At 69.7% G+C, this 14135-nt stretch carries 13 protein-coding genes; 7 read left to right on the top strand and 6 right to left on the bottom strand.

The features are described 5' to 3' along the window. Together VM306_RS19415 and VM306_RS19410 are read left to right on the top strand one after the other, a co-directional pair. A complete protein-coding gene (locus VM306_RS19415; RefSeq protein WP_414672415.1) occupies positions 1-1335 on the top strand; it encodes a cellulose binding domain-containing protein in 1335 nt (444 codons plus the stop codon). Between the two features lie 163 nt (positions 1336-1498). Next, on the top strand, positions 1499-2512 hold the full coding sequence (locus VM306_RS19410; protein WP_325516913.1) for an MFS transporter: 1014 nt from the start codon (positions 1499-1501) through the stop codon (positions 2510-2512). 6 nt (positions 2513-2518) lie between these two features. On the opposite strand, the gene VM306_RS19405 is transcribed toward VM306_RS19410, so the two are convergent. Further along, positions 2519-3121, bottom strand: a complete 603-nt coding sequence (locus VM306_RS19405) for an NmrA family NAD(P)-binding protein (RefSeq protein WP_325516911.1) — start codon at positions 3119-3121, stop codon at positions 2519-2521. 143 nt (positions 3122-3264) lie between these two features. Between VM306_RS19405 and VM306_RS19400 the strand changes: the two genes are divergently transcribed. Genes VM306_RS19400 through VM306_RS19390 form a run of 3 tightly spaced genes read left to right on the top strand, consistent with a single transcriptional unit; the run spans position 3265 to position 6337 of the window. Further along, complete coding sequence (locus VM306_RS19400) at positions 3265-4119, top strand: bile acid:sodium symporter family protein (RefSeq protein ID WP_325516909.1); 855 nt, start codon at positions 3265-3267, stop codon at positions 4117-4119. Between the two features lie 33 nt (positions 4120-4152). Next, the gene (locus VM306_RS19395; RefSeq protein ID WP_325516907.1) at positions 4153-5628 is read left to right on the top strand and encodes a carboxylesterase/lipase family protein; all 1476 of its coding nucleotides are present in this window, start codon (positions 4153-4155) and stop codon (positions 5626-5628) included. Then, positions 5594-6337 (top strand): lipopolysaccharide kinase InaA family protein, encoded by a 744-nt coding sequence (locus tag VM306_RS19390; RefSeq protein ID WP_325516905.1) that lies wholly within the window; start codon positions 5594-5596, stop codon positions 6335-6337. Before VM306_RS19395 ends, VM306_RS19390 begins: the two co-directional genes overlap by 35 nt. Here the strand turns inward: VM306_RS19390 and VM306_RS19385 are convergent. Continuing rightward, positions 6254-7033, bottom strand: coding sequence for an ABC transporter permease (locus VM306_RS19385; RefSeq protein ID WP_325516903.1), 780 nt, complete (start codon positions 7031-7033; stop codon positions 6254-6256). The two genes, VM306_RS19390 and VM306_RS19385, sit on opposite strands and share 84 nt — an antisense overlap. Beyond that, entirely contained in the window at positions 7030-7980 is a 951-nt protein-coding gene (locus tag VM306_RS19380) for an ATP-binding cassette domain-containing protein (protein WP_325516901.1), read from the bottom strand. Before VM306_RS19380 ends, VM306_RS19385 begins: the two co-directional genes overlap by 4 nt. Before the next feature lie 101 nt (positions 7981-8081). On the opposite strand from VM306_RS19380, the gene VM306_RS19375 reads away from it, so the two are divergent. Continuing rightward, positions 8082-8831 carry a TetR/AcrR family transcriptional regulator gene (locus tag VM306_RS19375; protein WP_325516899.1) on the top strand — a complete coding sequence of 250 codons (750 nt, stop codon included), beginning with the start codon at positions 8082-8084 and terminating at the stop codon, positions 8829-8831. A 206-nt stretch (positions 8832-9037) separates the two neighbouring features. Next, complete coding sequence (locus VM306_RS19370) at positions 9038-9796, top strand: zf-HC2 domain-containing protein (RefSeq protein WP_325516897.1); 759 nt, start codon at positions 9038-9040, stop codon at positions 9794-9796. 70 nt (positions 9797-9866) lie between these two features. Here the strand turns inward: VM306_RS19370 and VM306_RS19365 are convergent, their stop codons facing one another. Genes VM306_RS19365 through VM306_RS19355 form a run of 3 tightly spaced genes read right to left on the bottom strand, consistent with a single transcriptional unit; the run spans position 9867 to position 14112 of the window. Then, complete coding sequence (locus tag VM306_RS19365) at positions 9867-11228, bottom strand: nickel/cobalt transporter (protein ID WP_325516895.1); 1362 nt, start codon at positions 11226-11228, stop codon at positions 9867-9869. Continuing rightward, positions 11225-12517 (bottom strand): tetratricopeptide repeat protein, encoded by a 1293-nt coding sequence (locus VM306_RS19360; protein ID WP_325516893.1) that lies wholly within the window; start codon positions 12515-12517, stop codon positions 11225-11227. The genes VM306_RS19365 and VM306_RS19360 overlap by 4 nt, the downstream gene beginning before the upstream one ends. Further along, on the bottom strand, positions 12514-14112 hold the full coding sequence (locus VM306_RS19355; RefSeq protein WP_325516891.1) for a DUF4331 domain-containing protein: 1599 nt from the start codon (positions 14110-14112) through the stop codon (positions 12514-12516). The genes VM306_RS19360 and VM306_RS19355 overlap by 4 nt, the downstream gene beginning before the upstream one ends. Between the last annotated feature and the right edge of the window lie 23 nt (positions 14113-14135).

The raw sequence follows: 14135 nt of genomic DNA, 5'->3' as shown, positions 1-14135 counted from the left end.
ATGAAGAAGTTCCGCTGGCAGTTCCTGGCCGCGGCTGTCGCGATGGCGACCGTGGTCGGAGGTGTTCTCGCCGCTCCCGCGAGCGGCGCGACCGGTGTGACGGCGGCGTTCACCAAGACGTCGGACTGGGGCAGCGGCTACGAGGCCAAGTACACCATCTCCAACAGCGGTGGCTCCGCTCTCTCGTCGTGGACCGTCGAGTTCACGCTCCCGGGCGGGCAGAGCATCGCGTCGTTGTGGGACGGCAGCTACGCCGCGAACGGGCAGAACATCACTGTCCGCAACACCTGGAACGGCACCGTGCCCGTCGGCGGCTCGGTGAGCTTCGGCTTCACCGTGCGCGGCTCGGGTGGCAGCCCCTCCAACTGCAAGGTCAACGGTGGCTCGTGCGACGGTGGAAACCCGCCGACGACCACCACCACGACCACGACGACCACCACGACGTCGAACCCGCCGTTGCCCGGCAACGGTCGTGGCGCGCCCTACCTGTACCTGGGCTGGGGCAACCCGCAGAACGCGACCGACGTCATGCGCTCCACCGGTGTCAAGTGGTTCACGCTGGCGTTCGTCCTGTCCGGCGGCGGCTGCAGTCCCTCGTGGGACGGCACGCGTCCGCTGACCGGGGGCGTCGACCAGCAGACGATCAACGCCATCCGCGCGGCCGGTGGTGACATCGTGCCGTCGTTCGGTGGCTGGAGCGGCAACAAGCTGGGCCCGAACTGCTCGACGCCGGAGGCTTTGGCCGGCGCCTACCAGCAGGTCATCAACGCCTACGGCCTGAAGGCGATCGACATCGACATCGAGAACTCGGACGAGTTCGAGAACGCGACGGTCCAGGACCGGATCCTGACCGCGTTGAAGATCGTCAAGCAGAACAACCCCGGCATCCAGACGATCGTCACGTTCGGCACCGGCACCACCGGGCCGAACTACTACGGCGCTCGCCTGATCGACCAGGCCAAGGCCCTGAACGCGAACATCGACGTGTTCACGATCATGCCGTTCGACTTCGGCAGCTCGAACATCCGCACCGACACGATCGGCGCGGCCACCGGGCTCAAGAACAAGCTGAAGTCGACGTTCGGCTGGAGCGACGCCGAGGCGTTCAAGCACGTCGGCATCTCCGGCATGAACGGTCTCTCGGACCAGCGCGAGCTGACCACCGTGGACGACTGGACCGCGATCCGCGACTGGTCGAAGTCGAACGGCCTCGGACGGCTGGCCTTCTGGTCGGTCAACCGCGACCGCGGCGGCTGCGACGGTCAGGTCTCGGCGGGCTGCTCCGGCATCGGGCAGGCCGAGCTGGCGTTCACGAAGATCACCGCCGGCTTCTGATCGACCGCACCACCCCTGAGCCGTCAGCGCCATTTATTCAGTGGCGCTGGCGGCTTACCCTTGTGCCATGCGACGACGACATTGATCCTCGACTGATCTGTCCCGGACCGCGACGGCGTGGGCGTGGTGTTCGCACCTCATCCCCATCTACGCGCTGTACGCGTTGCTCTTCGCCGACAGCGGGCTGTCGGACGCCCAGATCTCGGCGTTGTTCGCCATCTGGTCGCTGACCGCGGTCGTCTTCGAGGTGCCCTCCGGCGCCATCGCCGACCGGTTCTCGCGGCGGAGCTCGATGGTCGCCTCCGGTGTGCTGCAGGCCTGCGGATACGCGACCTGGGTGGTGTTCCCGTCGTTCTGGGGCTTCGCCGCCGGGTTCGTCCTGTGGGGACTGGGCGGCACGCTGCAGTCCGGCGCGTTCGAGGCGCTGCTCTACGACGGACTCGCGGCCAACGGCGACGAGGACCTGTACGGACGCCTGAACGCCCGCGTGGACACCATCGAGCTGATCGCCCAGGTGCCGGTCGCGGTCGTGGCCACGGTGCTGTTCTCCCTCGGTGGCTACCGGCTTGCCGGGTGGATCTCCGTCGCGATGTGCCTGGCGTCGTCGGTGATCGCGCTGGGTTTCCCGGAACCGGAACGCGGGTCCGGCGATGACGGACCCGGGTACCTCGCGACTCTCCTGACCGGCCTGCGCGAGGCCGTGCCGATCAGACGCGCGGTGCTCGCCGTGGCGTTGGTGTACTCGATCGACACGATGGAGGAGTACTTCACGCTGCTGGTCCAGGACTGGCACGTGCCGACGGCGTGGGTGCCGCTGGCGACGATCGGCGTTCCGCTGGTGGGCGCGGCCGGTGCCTCGCTGGCCGGCCGGTTGCCGTTCCGCGGCTGGGTGCTGTTCGCGTCCGGACTCATGCTGATCGCGGCGGCCGCGCTGGCCGTGCCGGTGGCGATCGTCCTGCTGGGACTGTTCTACGGCCTCTACCGGTTCGTGCTGGTGCACGTGGAAACCGAGTTGCAGCACCGGATCGAGTCGGACGCGCGTGCGACCGTCACGTCCGTCGCCGCGATCGGGTCGGAGATGGTGGCGTTCGCCCTCTACGGGTTGTGGGTGTTCGGAGCAGCCTTCGGCATCGGAGTGGCGGTCCTGGTGGTGGCGGTGGTCGTCTGGCGTCGATGAGCGCGGTCAGCGGCGTTTCTCGGCCAGGAACGCGGCGAAGCGGCCGGGATCCGCGAGGACGGCGGCGGCGATCGCGCCGATGTCGTCCACCGCGACCAGGTGGTAGCGGACCGCCGGGTGCAGGAGGTGGGTCAGCTTCGGCAGGCCGGGCGCGTACAGGCCGTCCATGAACGTCGTCGGGCGCAGCACGGTCGTGGGCACGCCGATGCCCGCGATGTGCTGCTCCACCTCGAACTTGCTGTCGAACGACGCCACGCCGGTCCTGTCCCGCGCGGCCACCAGCGACGCGTACACGAGGTGCGAGACGCCCGCGGCCAGGGCGGCGTCGGCGACGTTGCGGCCCCACCGCGTCTCGACGGCGGGGGAGTAGCCCTGCGGAGCGCGGGGGTCGTGCGGTGCCGGCTGCACGCTGAACACCGCGTCCGCACCGGCGAAAGCGCGGGTCAACGACTCCGGCGAGCCCTGGTCGGCCACGACGACCGACGCGCCGGGGACCTCCGCTGCCGGGTCGCGGGTCACCGCGCGGACCTCCCAGCCGGCCGCCACGAGGTGCCGCGTCACGGCGCCGCCCTGCCTGCCGGTCGCCCCGGTCACCACCGCGGTCTTCATTCTGCCCCCAGAAGGGTTTCTACAGAACTATCACACCTGGGGGTCGTGCTGCCGCCACCTGGTCGATTCCGTCGAGCCGGGCGTAACGCCAGGATCTTCCGAACAGATCAAATTGCACAAGCCGGACATCCGCGGAGGCCGCCGTGCTCGTCGTCCAGATCTTCCTGCCACTGGCGCTGGCCCTGGTGATGTTCGGCCTCGGCCTGACGCTCACCGCCGGGGACTTCGCCAGGGTCGCGAAGTACCCGAAAGCGGCCGTGATCGCCCTGGTCTGCCAGGTGGTCGTGCTGCCGGCGATCTGCCTCGGGCTCGTGCTCGCCTTCGGGCTCGAGGGAGCGCTGGCGGTCGGCATGATGCTGCTCGTCGCGTCCCCCGGCGGCACGTCGGCGAACCTCTTCAGCCACCTCGCCGGCGGGGACGTGGCGCTCAACATCACCCTCACGGCGATCAACTCGGTGCTCGCGGTGTTCACGCTGCCGCTCGTGGTCGGCCTGAGCATGGCGCACTTCATGGCGGACGACGCCGCGGTCGGGTTGCAGCCGGCGAAGTTCGTGCAGGTGTTCGCGATCGTGCTGGTGCCGGTGGCGATCGGCATGCTGGTGCGCCGCAGGTTCGAGGCGTGGGCGCTGAGGATGAACGACCCGGTGCGCATCGCGTCGGTCGTCGTGCTGGTGCTCGTGATCATCGCCGCGATCACGCAGGCCTACCGGCAGCTGATCGACAACGTCGCGACGCTCGGGCCGGTGGCGTTGCTGCTGAGCGTCTTCAGCCTGCTGATCGGCTACTACGTGCCCAAGGCGTTCAAGGTCGAGCGCGGCCAGGCGATCGCGAGCGCCATGGAGATCGGCATCCACAACGCCACGATCGCGATCACGTTGGCGCTGACGGTGCTGAACGACGAGACGATGGCGGTCCCGCCCGCGGTCTACGGCGTGCTGATGTACCTGCCGGCGGCGGTGGCGGCTCGGTTGTTGTCCCGCAGCAAAGCCGTGGTGTAAAAAGTGTGCGGCGGTTGCTAGGTTGATCGTGACATGCGTTCGACCACAACTCTGATAGCGGCCGTCCTCGTTGCCGCAACCGCTGTTCCCGCCGCGCACGCCGCGGGAACCACCGTCCGCACCGACACCGGATTCGTGTCGGGAACCATCACCGACGCCCAGCGCTCGTTCCAGGGCATTCCCTTCGCCGCACCGCCCACAGGGGACGACCGGTGGCGCGACCCGCGGCCCGCACGGCCCTGGCGGGGAGTTCTCGCCGCGACCGAGCCGGGCCCGCGCTGCGCCCAGGACGAAGGGCTCGGCAGTCCCGCCGGCGACAGCGAGGACTGCCTCTACCTCACCGTCTCCACGCCGCTCAAAGCAGCGAACCGGCCTGTCATGGTCTGGCTGCACGGCGGCGGCTTCACCAGCGGCGCCGGCTCCGACTACAGCATGGACCGGTTGGTGCGCAACGGTTCCGTCGTCGTCACCGTCAACTACCGGCTCGGCGCGTTCGGGTACTTCGGCTTTCCCGGGCTGGAGGGCTCCGGCGCGTTCGGGCTGCGCGACCAGCAGGCCGCGCTCGAATGGGTCCAGCGCAACATCCGGCAGTTCGGCGGCGACCCGCACAACGTCACGCTGTTCGGAGCGTCGGCGGGTGGCCTGTCGACGTGTGCCCAGCTGACCTCGCCCAGGACTCAGGGGCTCTTCCACCGCGCGATCATCCAGAGCGGACCCTGCCAGCTCGGCCTCCCGGCAGGGGAGAACCGGGTCCAGCACACCTGGGTCGAGCGGGCGGACGTCGAACGAGCCGGTGCGCAGGCGCCGCACGGCTGCACGGACATCCCGTGTCTGCGGCAGCTCACGGTGCAGCAGGTGAAAGCGCTGACGCCGTCGTTCTCCTCACCCGCGTACGGCACGGAGGCGTTGCCGGACAACCCGGTCACGGCGCTCCGCGAAGGCCGGTTCCACAAGATCCCTGTGCTCGCCGGGACCACGCGTGACGAGCTGACGGTGTTCGTCGCGATGTACTACCCGGTGCTCGACGCCGCCGGGTACGAGCAGGCTCTCACGGGCGGCTTCGGCGCGGCGAAGGCGCAGCGGATCCTCGCCGCCTACCCGCCGCGAGGGGGCGACGAACGCGTGCGGCTCGCCGCCGCGCTCACCGACATGACCAGCGTCTGCACGACGAATGAACTCCGCGTGCAGACCAGGGCGTTCGGGTACGAGTTCGCCGAGCCGGACCCGCCGATGGTCTTCCCCGGGCTCCCGCCGTTCCCTTACGGCGCCTACCATTCCTCGGAACTGCCGTTCACGGTGGACTTCGGCGACGTCGAGCTGACCCCGGCACAGCGGCGGCTGGCGGACCGGATGACCGGGGCCTGGACGCGGTTCGCGGCGACCGGGCACCCCGGCTGGTCGAGGAACGGGGTCGAGGTGTTCGCCAGCGAGCCGGTGGGGCGGACCGACGACCACTGCGACCTGTGGAGTGCGAGTGTTCCGGCAGCTGGAGAACGCCAGGAGCGTTGAGCCGCTCGCCGGCGAGGGACTCACCAACGTGCTGCACCTGGTGACCCTCGCCGACGGGCGCAAAGCCGTGCTGCGGCAACCGAAGGTGGCCCGCGACCTGCCGAAGTTCGTGGTGCCCGGCGCGCCGGAGGTCCTCGCCCACAACGGACGCGGCGACGTGCTCGTCGAGTACGTCGAGGGCAGGACGCTGGCCGAGGCGCTGCCGGTGTCCGAAGAGGTCTGGCGGGCCATCGGCCTGGCGTTCGGGAAGATCCACCGCGTCGGCCTGCTGCACAACGACGTGAACCTCCACAACATCATCGTCGGCGGCGACGGGAGGGCCACGCTGATCGACTGGGACAACCCGGGACAGGGCAACCCGCTCGACGAGCTCGCCGCGTTCGAGGAGCACCTCTACCTGCACGGAACCGTGCTGCCGCAAGCCTTCTGGGACGGGTACGGCCACATGCCGGACCTGAACCTGTTGCGCGTGCACAGGATCGCGGGCTGCATCGGCTGGCTCGCGAGCGAGGACTGGCGGCAGTGGGAGAACGACAGGACGTTGCGGCCGGAGCAGCTGGCCAGGGTCCGGAACTGGCGGCGGCTCCTCGCGCGGTGGCTCGCCGACCAGTTCCGGACCGCCTTCCTAACGGCTGAGGTCGCGGTACCTCAGCACCGACAGCGGCCAAAAGATCGCCACGAACACGGCGGGCCACAGCACGGCCAGTAGCACCGAGTTCTGCGCGGCCCACGAGTCACCGCCGACACCGGGGTTGCCGAACAGCTCCCGCGCCGCCGCCACGGTCGACGACAGCGGGTTCCACTCCGCGACGACCCGCAGCCAGCCCGGCATCAGCTCCGGGGAGACGAACGTGTTCGCGAACATCGTCAGCGGGAACAGGAACATCCACGACGCCTGCGCGGCCTCCGGCTTGACCAGCAGGCCCACGTAGATGCCGACCCACACCAGCGCGAACCGCAGCCACAGGAACAACGCGAACGCCACCAGCGCGTTGACCGGCCCGCCGTGGAACGACCAGCCGATCACCAGGCCGCACAGCGCGAGCACCAGCAGCTCCAGCGACGAGTTCACCAGGTCCGCGATGCTGCGCCCGGCCACCACACCGGTCTGCGACATCGGCGAGGCGCGGAACCGGTCCGTGACGCCCCGGTCGGCGTCCATCGACACCATCAGCAGCGTGCTGCCGACACCGAACGCGATGGTCTGGCCGAACATGCCCGGCAGCAGGAACTCGATGTAGTCGCCGCCGCCGAAGACGTTCATCGCGCTGCCGAACACGAGTCCGAAGATCAGCACCGAGATGACGGGGTAGGCGAGGTTCGCGAACACCCTGACCGGTTCGCGCACCCAGTGGATCAGGTCGCGCTTCGCCACGACCCACGAGTCGACCACCGCGTACCTCATGCGCCCGCCCCCGAGGTCTCGACGGCCTTGTGGCCGGTGATCGCGAGGAAGACCTCGTCCAGCGTCGGCCGTCGCAGGGCGATGTCCTCCGCCTCGACTCCCTTGGACGCCAGCGCCGACGTCACCCGCGTCAGCGCCGCGACCCGGTCGGCCACCGCCGCGCTCACCCGGAACGCGTCCTGGTCCACCTCGGCGTCGGGCCCGAGCACGTCGCGCACGACCGGCAGCTCCTCGGCGTTGCGGACCACGACCTCGATCCGGTCGCCGCCGAGCTTCGCCTTGAGCCCCTCCGGCGTGCCCTGGGCGGCCACGCGGCCGGTGTCCATCACGACGATCTGGTCCGCGAGCTGGTCGGCCTCGTCGAGGTACTGGGTGGTGAGCAGGACCGTCGTCCCCTCCGCGACGACCCGCTTCACCTCGCGCCACACCTCGCCGCGGTTGCGCGGGTCGAGCCCGGTGGTCGGCTCGTCGAGGAACAGCACCGACGGCCGCATGACGAAGCTCGACGCCAGGTCCAGGCGCCGCCGCATGCCGCCCGAGTAGTGCTTGACGCGCCTGTCCGCCGCGTCGGTCAGCCCGAACTGCTCCAGCAGCTCGTCGGCCCGCCGCGACGCCTGGTGCCGCGACAGGTGGTAGAGCCTGCCCCACATCACCAGGTTCTCCTTGCCGGTCAGCACGTCGTCGACCGTCGACTGCTGGCCGTTCAACGCGACCTGGCGGCGCACGGCCGGCGCCTCGCGCGCCACGTCGTGACCCGCGACCTCGGCCCGGCCGCCGTCCAGGCGCAGCAGCGTGGCCAGGATGCGCACCGCCGTCGTCTTGCCGGCGCCGTTCGGGCCGAGCAGCCCGCACACCGTTCCGGCGGGCACCGCCAGGTCGAACCCGTCCAGCGCCCAGTTGTCCCCGAACCTCTTGCGCAGGCCTTCCGCGAGCACCGCGTGTCCCACGACTCCACCCCCGTGTCTGAACTGTGTACAAAGTAAGCGAGGTATACGTTGTACACGGTTCTAGGATTCACAGACAAGGAGTTTGTGAAAGAGGGGGCTGGGTGAAGAGCGACCGGGATCGCAGCGTGCGGCTGCTGTGGGAGCCGCAGGCCGAGCCGACGAGGGGACCGAAGGCCGCGCTGAGCCAGGCGCGCGTGGTCGAGGCGGCGATCGAGGTGGCCGACGCCGAAGGGGTCGACGCGCTCACCATGCGCCGGGTCGCCGAGACGCTCGGCAACACCGCGATGTCGCTCTACCGGCACGTCCCCGGCAAGTCCGAGCTGCTCGACCTGATGGTCGACGCGGTGTGGGGCGAGACCGAGCACACCCCGAAGGGCCCGTGGCGCGAGGGCCTGGAGTTCTTCGCGCGGCAGAAGTGGGCGATGTACCGCGCGCACCCGTGGATGCTGCAGCTGACGACGTCGCGCCGGATGCCGGGCCCGCGGGCGATGACGCGTCAGGACGCCGCGTACGCCGCGGTGTCGGAGCTGGGGCTGCGGCCGGAGGAGATCGTCTCGGTGGTGACGACGGTCAGCCACTTCGTCGACGGCGTCGGCCGCACGATGGCGGACCGCGTGCAGGCCGAACGCGACACCGGTGTCTCCGAGGAGGACTGGTGGTACGGCAGGGAGGCGCTGTGGGAGCACTTCACCCCTGACCGGCTGCCGATGATGACGCACATCTGGAACTCCGGCGGCTTCGAACGGCCGCTGGACGAGTTCGAGTTCGGTCTGGCACGCGTCCTGGACGGCCTCCAGGCGTTCGTCGAATCCGTGGAACGACCACCAGTTCGTCCATCTACGTGCCTGTAGCCGTTCGCGACGCCTTGAGTCGTCCGATCAGGTGAAAAGCACAGCTCAGCGAAGGTCTGAACCACTGTCGCACGGTCACGTAATGCCATTGTTATGCGCAATCAGAATGAACTCGTTCGCGGGCTGAACCAACCACTCCTATCTGCCCGTTTTCCTTGTGACACCGTTTCGCCGCGGGGGTCGAATCGGGACGACGAGGAGGTCGTATGACAGCTGGCGCGCACGACGCGGTCACCCTTGGCTGCTACGCGCTCGGCGTTCTGGACGCGCACGAGAGCTTTGGCGTGGAGCAGCACCTGAGGGGCTGTCCGTCCTGCCGTGCGCAGGTCGCCGACTTCCACCGGATCCGCACAGCGCTCGACGAGGTGCCTCGCGAGGCATTCCTGCACGAGCTCGAGGACGACCTGCCCAAGCCGTCGGACCTGGTGCTGCAGCGCACGCTGCGGCAGATCAGGCAGGAGTCGGCCATCCCGCAGCCGCGGGTGGCCGAACCGAGCCCGAGAGCCAGTCCGCGGCCGGTGGAGGACCTCCCCGAACCGCAGCACGCCAAGCCCCGGCGGTGGCCGGGCTATCTCGTCGCCGCGGCGGTAGCCGCGGTGGTCGCGTTCGGGGGCGCCGCGGTGCTCGTCCAGAACAACGAGGCACCGGGATCGAACATCGCCGCGACTCGCACGGGCGAGGCCACGGCGGGGGCGATCAGGTTGGTGGCGGAGATCGCGCCGTCATCACAGGACCGTTACCTGGTCACGGCGGACATCGACGGTCTGCCGGCCGCGCAGAAGTGCAAGCTGGTCGTGGTCGGCAAGGACGGCACGAGGACAGAGGCCTTCGCCTGGACCACGACCGAGAAGCAGCGGCTCGAGGGCTCCGAGGTGCGGGGCATGGTCAGCGTGTCGCCGGACGAGGTGAAGTCGATCTCCGTCGAGACCGCGGACGGCAAGGCGTTCGTGGTGGCGAACCTGTAAGAGGACGGAAGAACAGCCGAAGGGCCCGGATTCCTCGGAATCCGGGCCCTTCGGCGTGCATTGATGTGATTCAGGCGGCCTGCAAAGCGAGCCAAAGCCCGACAACGATCACCATGGTGGCTGTGCCGACAGGTGCGTAATGCGAGAGGGCGCGCGTGGCACGGCCGTCCAGGATTCTTTCGACGCGTTCCCGCGCCTTCACGAGCAGAAGTCCGACGGCGGTGAGCGTGCCCGCCATGCCGATTCCGTAACCGAGGACCAGCAGGACGCCGAACCAGGTCCGGCCGAGCGCCATCGCCCCCAGCAGGACGACGAGAGCGGACGGCGACGGGACCAGTCCGTTGGCCGCGCCCATGCCGATCAGGCTCGCGCGGCTGTACCCGTGGCCGTGCCCATGACCGTGCCCATGTGCGGCTCCCACGAGCGCGGGTTCGCGGGTCGTCGTGAGGGCCGAGCGCAGCAGCACCACGCCGATCACCGTGATCAGCAGGCCGCTGACCAGCCCGAGCCAGCGCAGCACCTGTTCGCCGGCCAGCGCGCTGGAGGCGCTGATGACCAGGCCGAGGACCAGCACGCCACCGGTGTGCGTGGCCGTGACCGACGCACCGACGATGAACGCGTCCTTCGGCGTGCCCTGACGACCGGCGAGGTAGGCGGCGATGAGCGTCTTGCCGTGACCGGGCAACGCGGCGTGCGAGGCGCCGAGCAGCAGCGACAGCAACAAAGCCAGAAACCCGAGCCACGGCGTCAGATCATCGCTGCCCAGGATGTCGTTGAGCCTGGCCGCCGTGACGCTGAACGACTGGACCGGGGAGCCGGACGCCTTCTTCGGCTCGGACCCGCTGCCCGGTTCGGCGGTGAACGCCACCGCACGGACGTCCATCGGGTTGCTGAGCAGGTCCTCCGGGTACGCGCGCAGCTCGTCGCTGACGCTCTCGGTCGGGACCGGCGAATCGGCCAGCCTGATCCCGGTGCCGGCGGCGGTGATCTCGCGCCAGCCCACCCGGTCGCCGTTCGACTCGTCGCGGAACTCCAGGCGGGCGGGCCTCGCGAGGTCGACCCTGGCGGTGAACTCGCAGACCAGCCTGGTGGTGCTGAGGTCGGCCTGGCCGGCCGGGTGCTCCTTGGCGGAGCTGGAGAGGGTCCAGGAGATCTGCCGGCCGTCCACGGTGGACCTGTCGGTGCGGGACAGCTCGTCGCACCACTGCCGCGCGTCCCGGTTCCTCAGGTTCTCCTGCAGCGTCGGGATCTCCGCCACGTCGACCACGGACCGCAGGTCCACGCGGTCGGGGTGCAGGTGCAGCCCGTGGTAGTGGTTGACGCTGAAGTTGCCCAGCGGGTGGGCGGACGCCTCGCCGTCGATGAGGAAGATGCCGGCGATCAGCAGGGCGATCACCAGCACCGGGCGCACCACCCAGCCCGACAGGCTCACCTGCCGCCTCGAAGCTCCGCGAGCTTGCGCCCCGCCTTCAACGCCTGCAGCGGGGAGAAGTTCGCGTTGAGCCGGAGCGCCTGCACGAGCGCCTCCTGGGCCTCGCCGACCCTGCCGAGCGCGGCGAGGATCATGCCGCGGTGGTAGGAGAACGTGGCGTTCTGCCAGCCCAGCGACACCGCGCGGTCGGAGTAGCTCAACGCCTCGGCGTCGCGGCCGCTCATGTGCAGCGCCCACGCCATCGCGTCGGCCACGAACACGCTCTGCCGGCGGTTCCACTCGGTCTCGGCGTGGCGCAGCGCCTGCATGCCGTCACCGCGGTCGGCGGCGAACAGGGCCGCCGCGAGGTCGTCGAAGGCGCCCTGCGACTCCATCAGCCGCTGCTGCTCGGTGAGCACCTCGTACTGCTTCGCGGCCTCGTCGGCCTTCCCGGCGGCCTCCAGCAGCTCCGCGTACTCCTGCAGGTACTGCGGCAGGGGAGCGCGGGCGGTGAGCCTGCGGTAGTCCTCCAGCGCGTCCGGGACGTCGCCCCGTGCCGCCGCGACCTTGGCCATGCCTTGAGTGAGAGTCATGTCGTCTCCTCTCGCCGCCAGTCCCTGCTCGTAGTGCTGCGCGGCTTCGTCGAGCCGGTTGTGGTCGAACGCGAGTTCGCCCAGCCGGTAGCGGCAGAACGCGATCTCCTCGGGCGTCGTGGCCGCGGTCAGCGCGCGCTTCATCGCGTCGCGGGCGCCGTCGGCGTCACCGTGGATCTCGAGGTGGAAGGAAGCACGGGCGAACGACGCCGTGCCGGGCTTGAGGTCGAGCATCCGCTGCACCGCGTCCTGGGCGCCCGCGTCGTCGCCGAGTTGCGTCAACGCGTCCGCCAGCACGCCATAGGCCTCCGCGGACGACGGCAGCGCGGTGATCGCCTTCTGAGCCCAGTCGCGAGCGGCGGAGAAGTCGTGGCGGGCGTTGGCCAGCGTGCCCATGCCGATGGCGGCCAGGCCCGTGTCGCCCGCGTTCTTCAGCGCGCCCTCCGCCTTGGCGTAGTACGCGGGATCCGCCGTGACGCGCGCCAGTTCCACATAGGACGCGCCGAGCTGCGCCCAGGAGGCCTTGTCCTGGGGCACGGTGTGCAGCCGCTGCTGGAGCTGGTGCACCACCCGGTGCATCTGGTTCTGCCGCGCCACGGCCGGAACAGGGGGCTCGCCCCCGGCCCTGCTGTCGGCAGGACCGGAGGCGGCTAGGTAGGCAAGCGCCGCGGTGACCAGGAGACCCACCGCGACGGCCTGCCGCTGCTGGTACTTCACTTCGAGTGGGACCCGTACTTGCGGATCGACTGCTGACGCTTGCGCCACAGGAAGAAACCGGCGCCGAACACCGCCGCCGAGCCCACCGCGGTCGTCATCGCCATCGGGTCCAGGTTGCCGATCTTGCCGACCGGGTTGACCGCGACCTCGGCCGTGGTGCCCGAGGTGTTGACGGCCGTGCCGTTGCGGGGCAGCGCCACGTACGGGAAGGCCGCCTCGAACGGCTGGTCGTTCTGGTCGACCTTGTCGCCGGTGGCGAGCGCCTCGACGATCTTGCCCGACGCCGCGGCGCCCTCGAGCGCCTGGATGCCGATGTCGACCACGTCGTCGGTGAGGCGGCGCCCGTTCGGGAAGCCCTGCGTGTCACCGGCGAGCAGGCCCAGCCTGTTCGGGTTGGCGTTCGGGTCGATCATCATGTTCAGCCGCAGCATCTCCGACGGCCGGAACCGGTTCTTGTCGACGTCGGCGTTGTTGATCTGCGAGTTCAGGTCGGCGTCGATCTGCGCGCCGAGCTTCTTGGTGATGCCGGTCAGGAAGATCTCCGCCAGGTCGTCGCGCTGGCCCTGCGGCGCCGGGACCTTGTAGATCTGCTCGATCAGCTTCGGCAGCTCCGGGTTCACGACCCGGTCCACGAGCTCCTTCACACCGGCGTCCTGGTCGGGGCGCAGGCCGTTGAACGCGTCCTTGAGACCCGCGGGGGCCACGACCTCGTTGACCAGCGGGTTGCCCAGGCGCGAGACCTGCACGAAGTCGCCGACCGCCTCGGCCTTGCCCGGCGAGAGCTTCATCGTGCGGCGCTGCGTGGTGCTCCAGACACCGATGTTCGGGTTGCGGTGCACGTCGTTCTTGAGCGCCAGCGCGTGCTTGGGCAGCTGGACGGCGATGGTGTTGACGTTGTAGCCGCGCAGCGTGTCCTGGCCGACCTCGCTCAGGTTGCCGCCGTAGAGCAGGTCGAACACCCGCAGGTCGAGGAAGAACGAGTCCTCCGCCGGCCCGACGTAGACCTTGCCGCCGCCGGGGATCTGGACGGTGGCCTGGTCGCGCAGCTTCTTGAAGTCCGGCATCGACGCGGCGCCGTTCGGCGAGGGCGCGGCCTGGGCGTTGTCGACGAGCTTGACCTTCTGGCCGTTCTCGTAGATCGCCTCCAGGTCGTAGCGCTGGCGGAACAGCAGGTTCTCGTCGTCCAGCGAGTCCACGACGCCGTTGGTGTAGAGGAACGTGTTGTTCTTGCGCTGGTCCTCGGTGCGGAAGGTGAACCGCAGCGTGACGTCGGGCTTCGCGTCACCGTCGTTGTCGACGTTGAAGTCGTACTGCGCGTCCTCGGCCCACGGGAAGAAGTTGGGGCCGCCGTTCGGTTCCTGGAAAGGGGACCAGTTGCCGACCAGCGTGACCGTGTCCTTGTGGTCCGGGCTGACGAACGCGTACAGGTCCGTGTTGTCCACGGCCGGGTCACCGGCGACGAGGGGCGCCTCGCGGTGCGACGACGCGGTGGCGTTGGTGCCACCGAACATCGCCGCGTTGAGCAGTGTCGCGCCCACCAGCGCGGCCGCGGCCACCTGGCCACGCCGGCCGCTGAGCACGTGCGGTGATGACATCTCTGGTCTGCCTTTCAAGGGGT

The organism is Lentzea sp. (assembly GCF_035525475.1).
Lineage (GTDB): Bacteria > Actinomycetota > Actinomycetes > Mycobacteriales > Pseudonocardiaceae > Lentzea.
Note: the sequence above shows the minus strand (reverse complement) of the source record. Positions and strands in the feature narration are given on the sequence as shown.

Bases quoted from the DNA above. Each gene is read 5' to 3' on its own strand.
- VM306_RS19395 (WP_325516907.1), top strand. From the start codon at position 4,153: ATGCGTTCGACCACAACTCTGATAGCGGCCGTCCTCGTTGCCGCAACC.
- VM306_RS19405 (WP_325516911.1), bottom strand. From the start codon at position 3,121: ATGAAGACCGCGGTGGTGACCGGGGCGACCGGCAGGCAGGGCGGCGCC.
- VM306_RS19415 (WP_414672415.1), top strand. From the start codon at position 1: ATGAAGAAGTTCCGCTGGCAGTTCCTGGCCGCGGCTGTCGCGATGGCG.
- VM306_RS19385 (WP_325516903.1), bottom strand. From the start codon at position 7,033: ATGAGGTACGCGGTGGTCGACTCGTGGGTCGTGGCGAAGCGCGACCTG.
- VM306_RS19355 (WP_325516891.1), bottom strand. From the start codon at position 14,112: ATGTCATCACCGCACGTGCTCAGCGGCCGGCGTGGCCAGGTGGCCGCG.
- VM306_RS19370 (WP_325516897.1), top strand. From the start codon at position 9,038: ATGACAGCTGGCGCGCACGACGCGGTCACCCTTGGCTGCTACGCGCTC.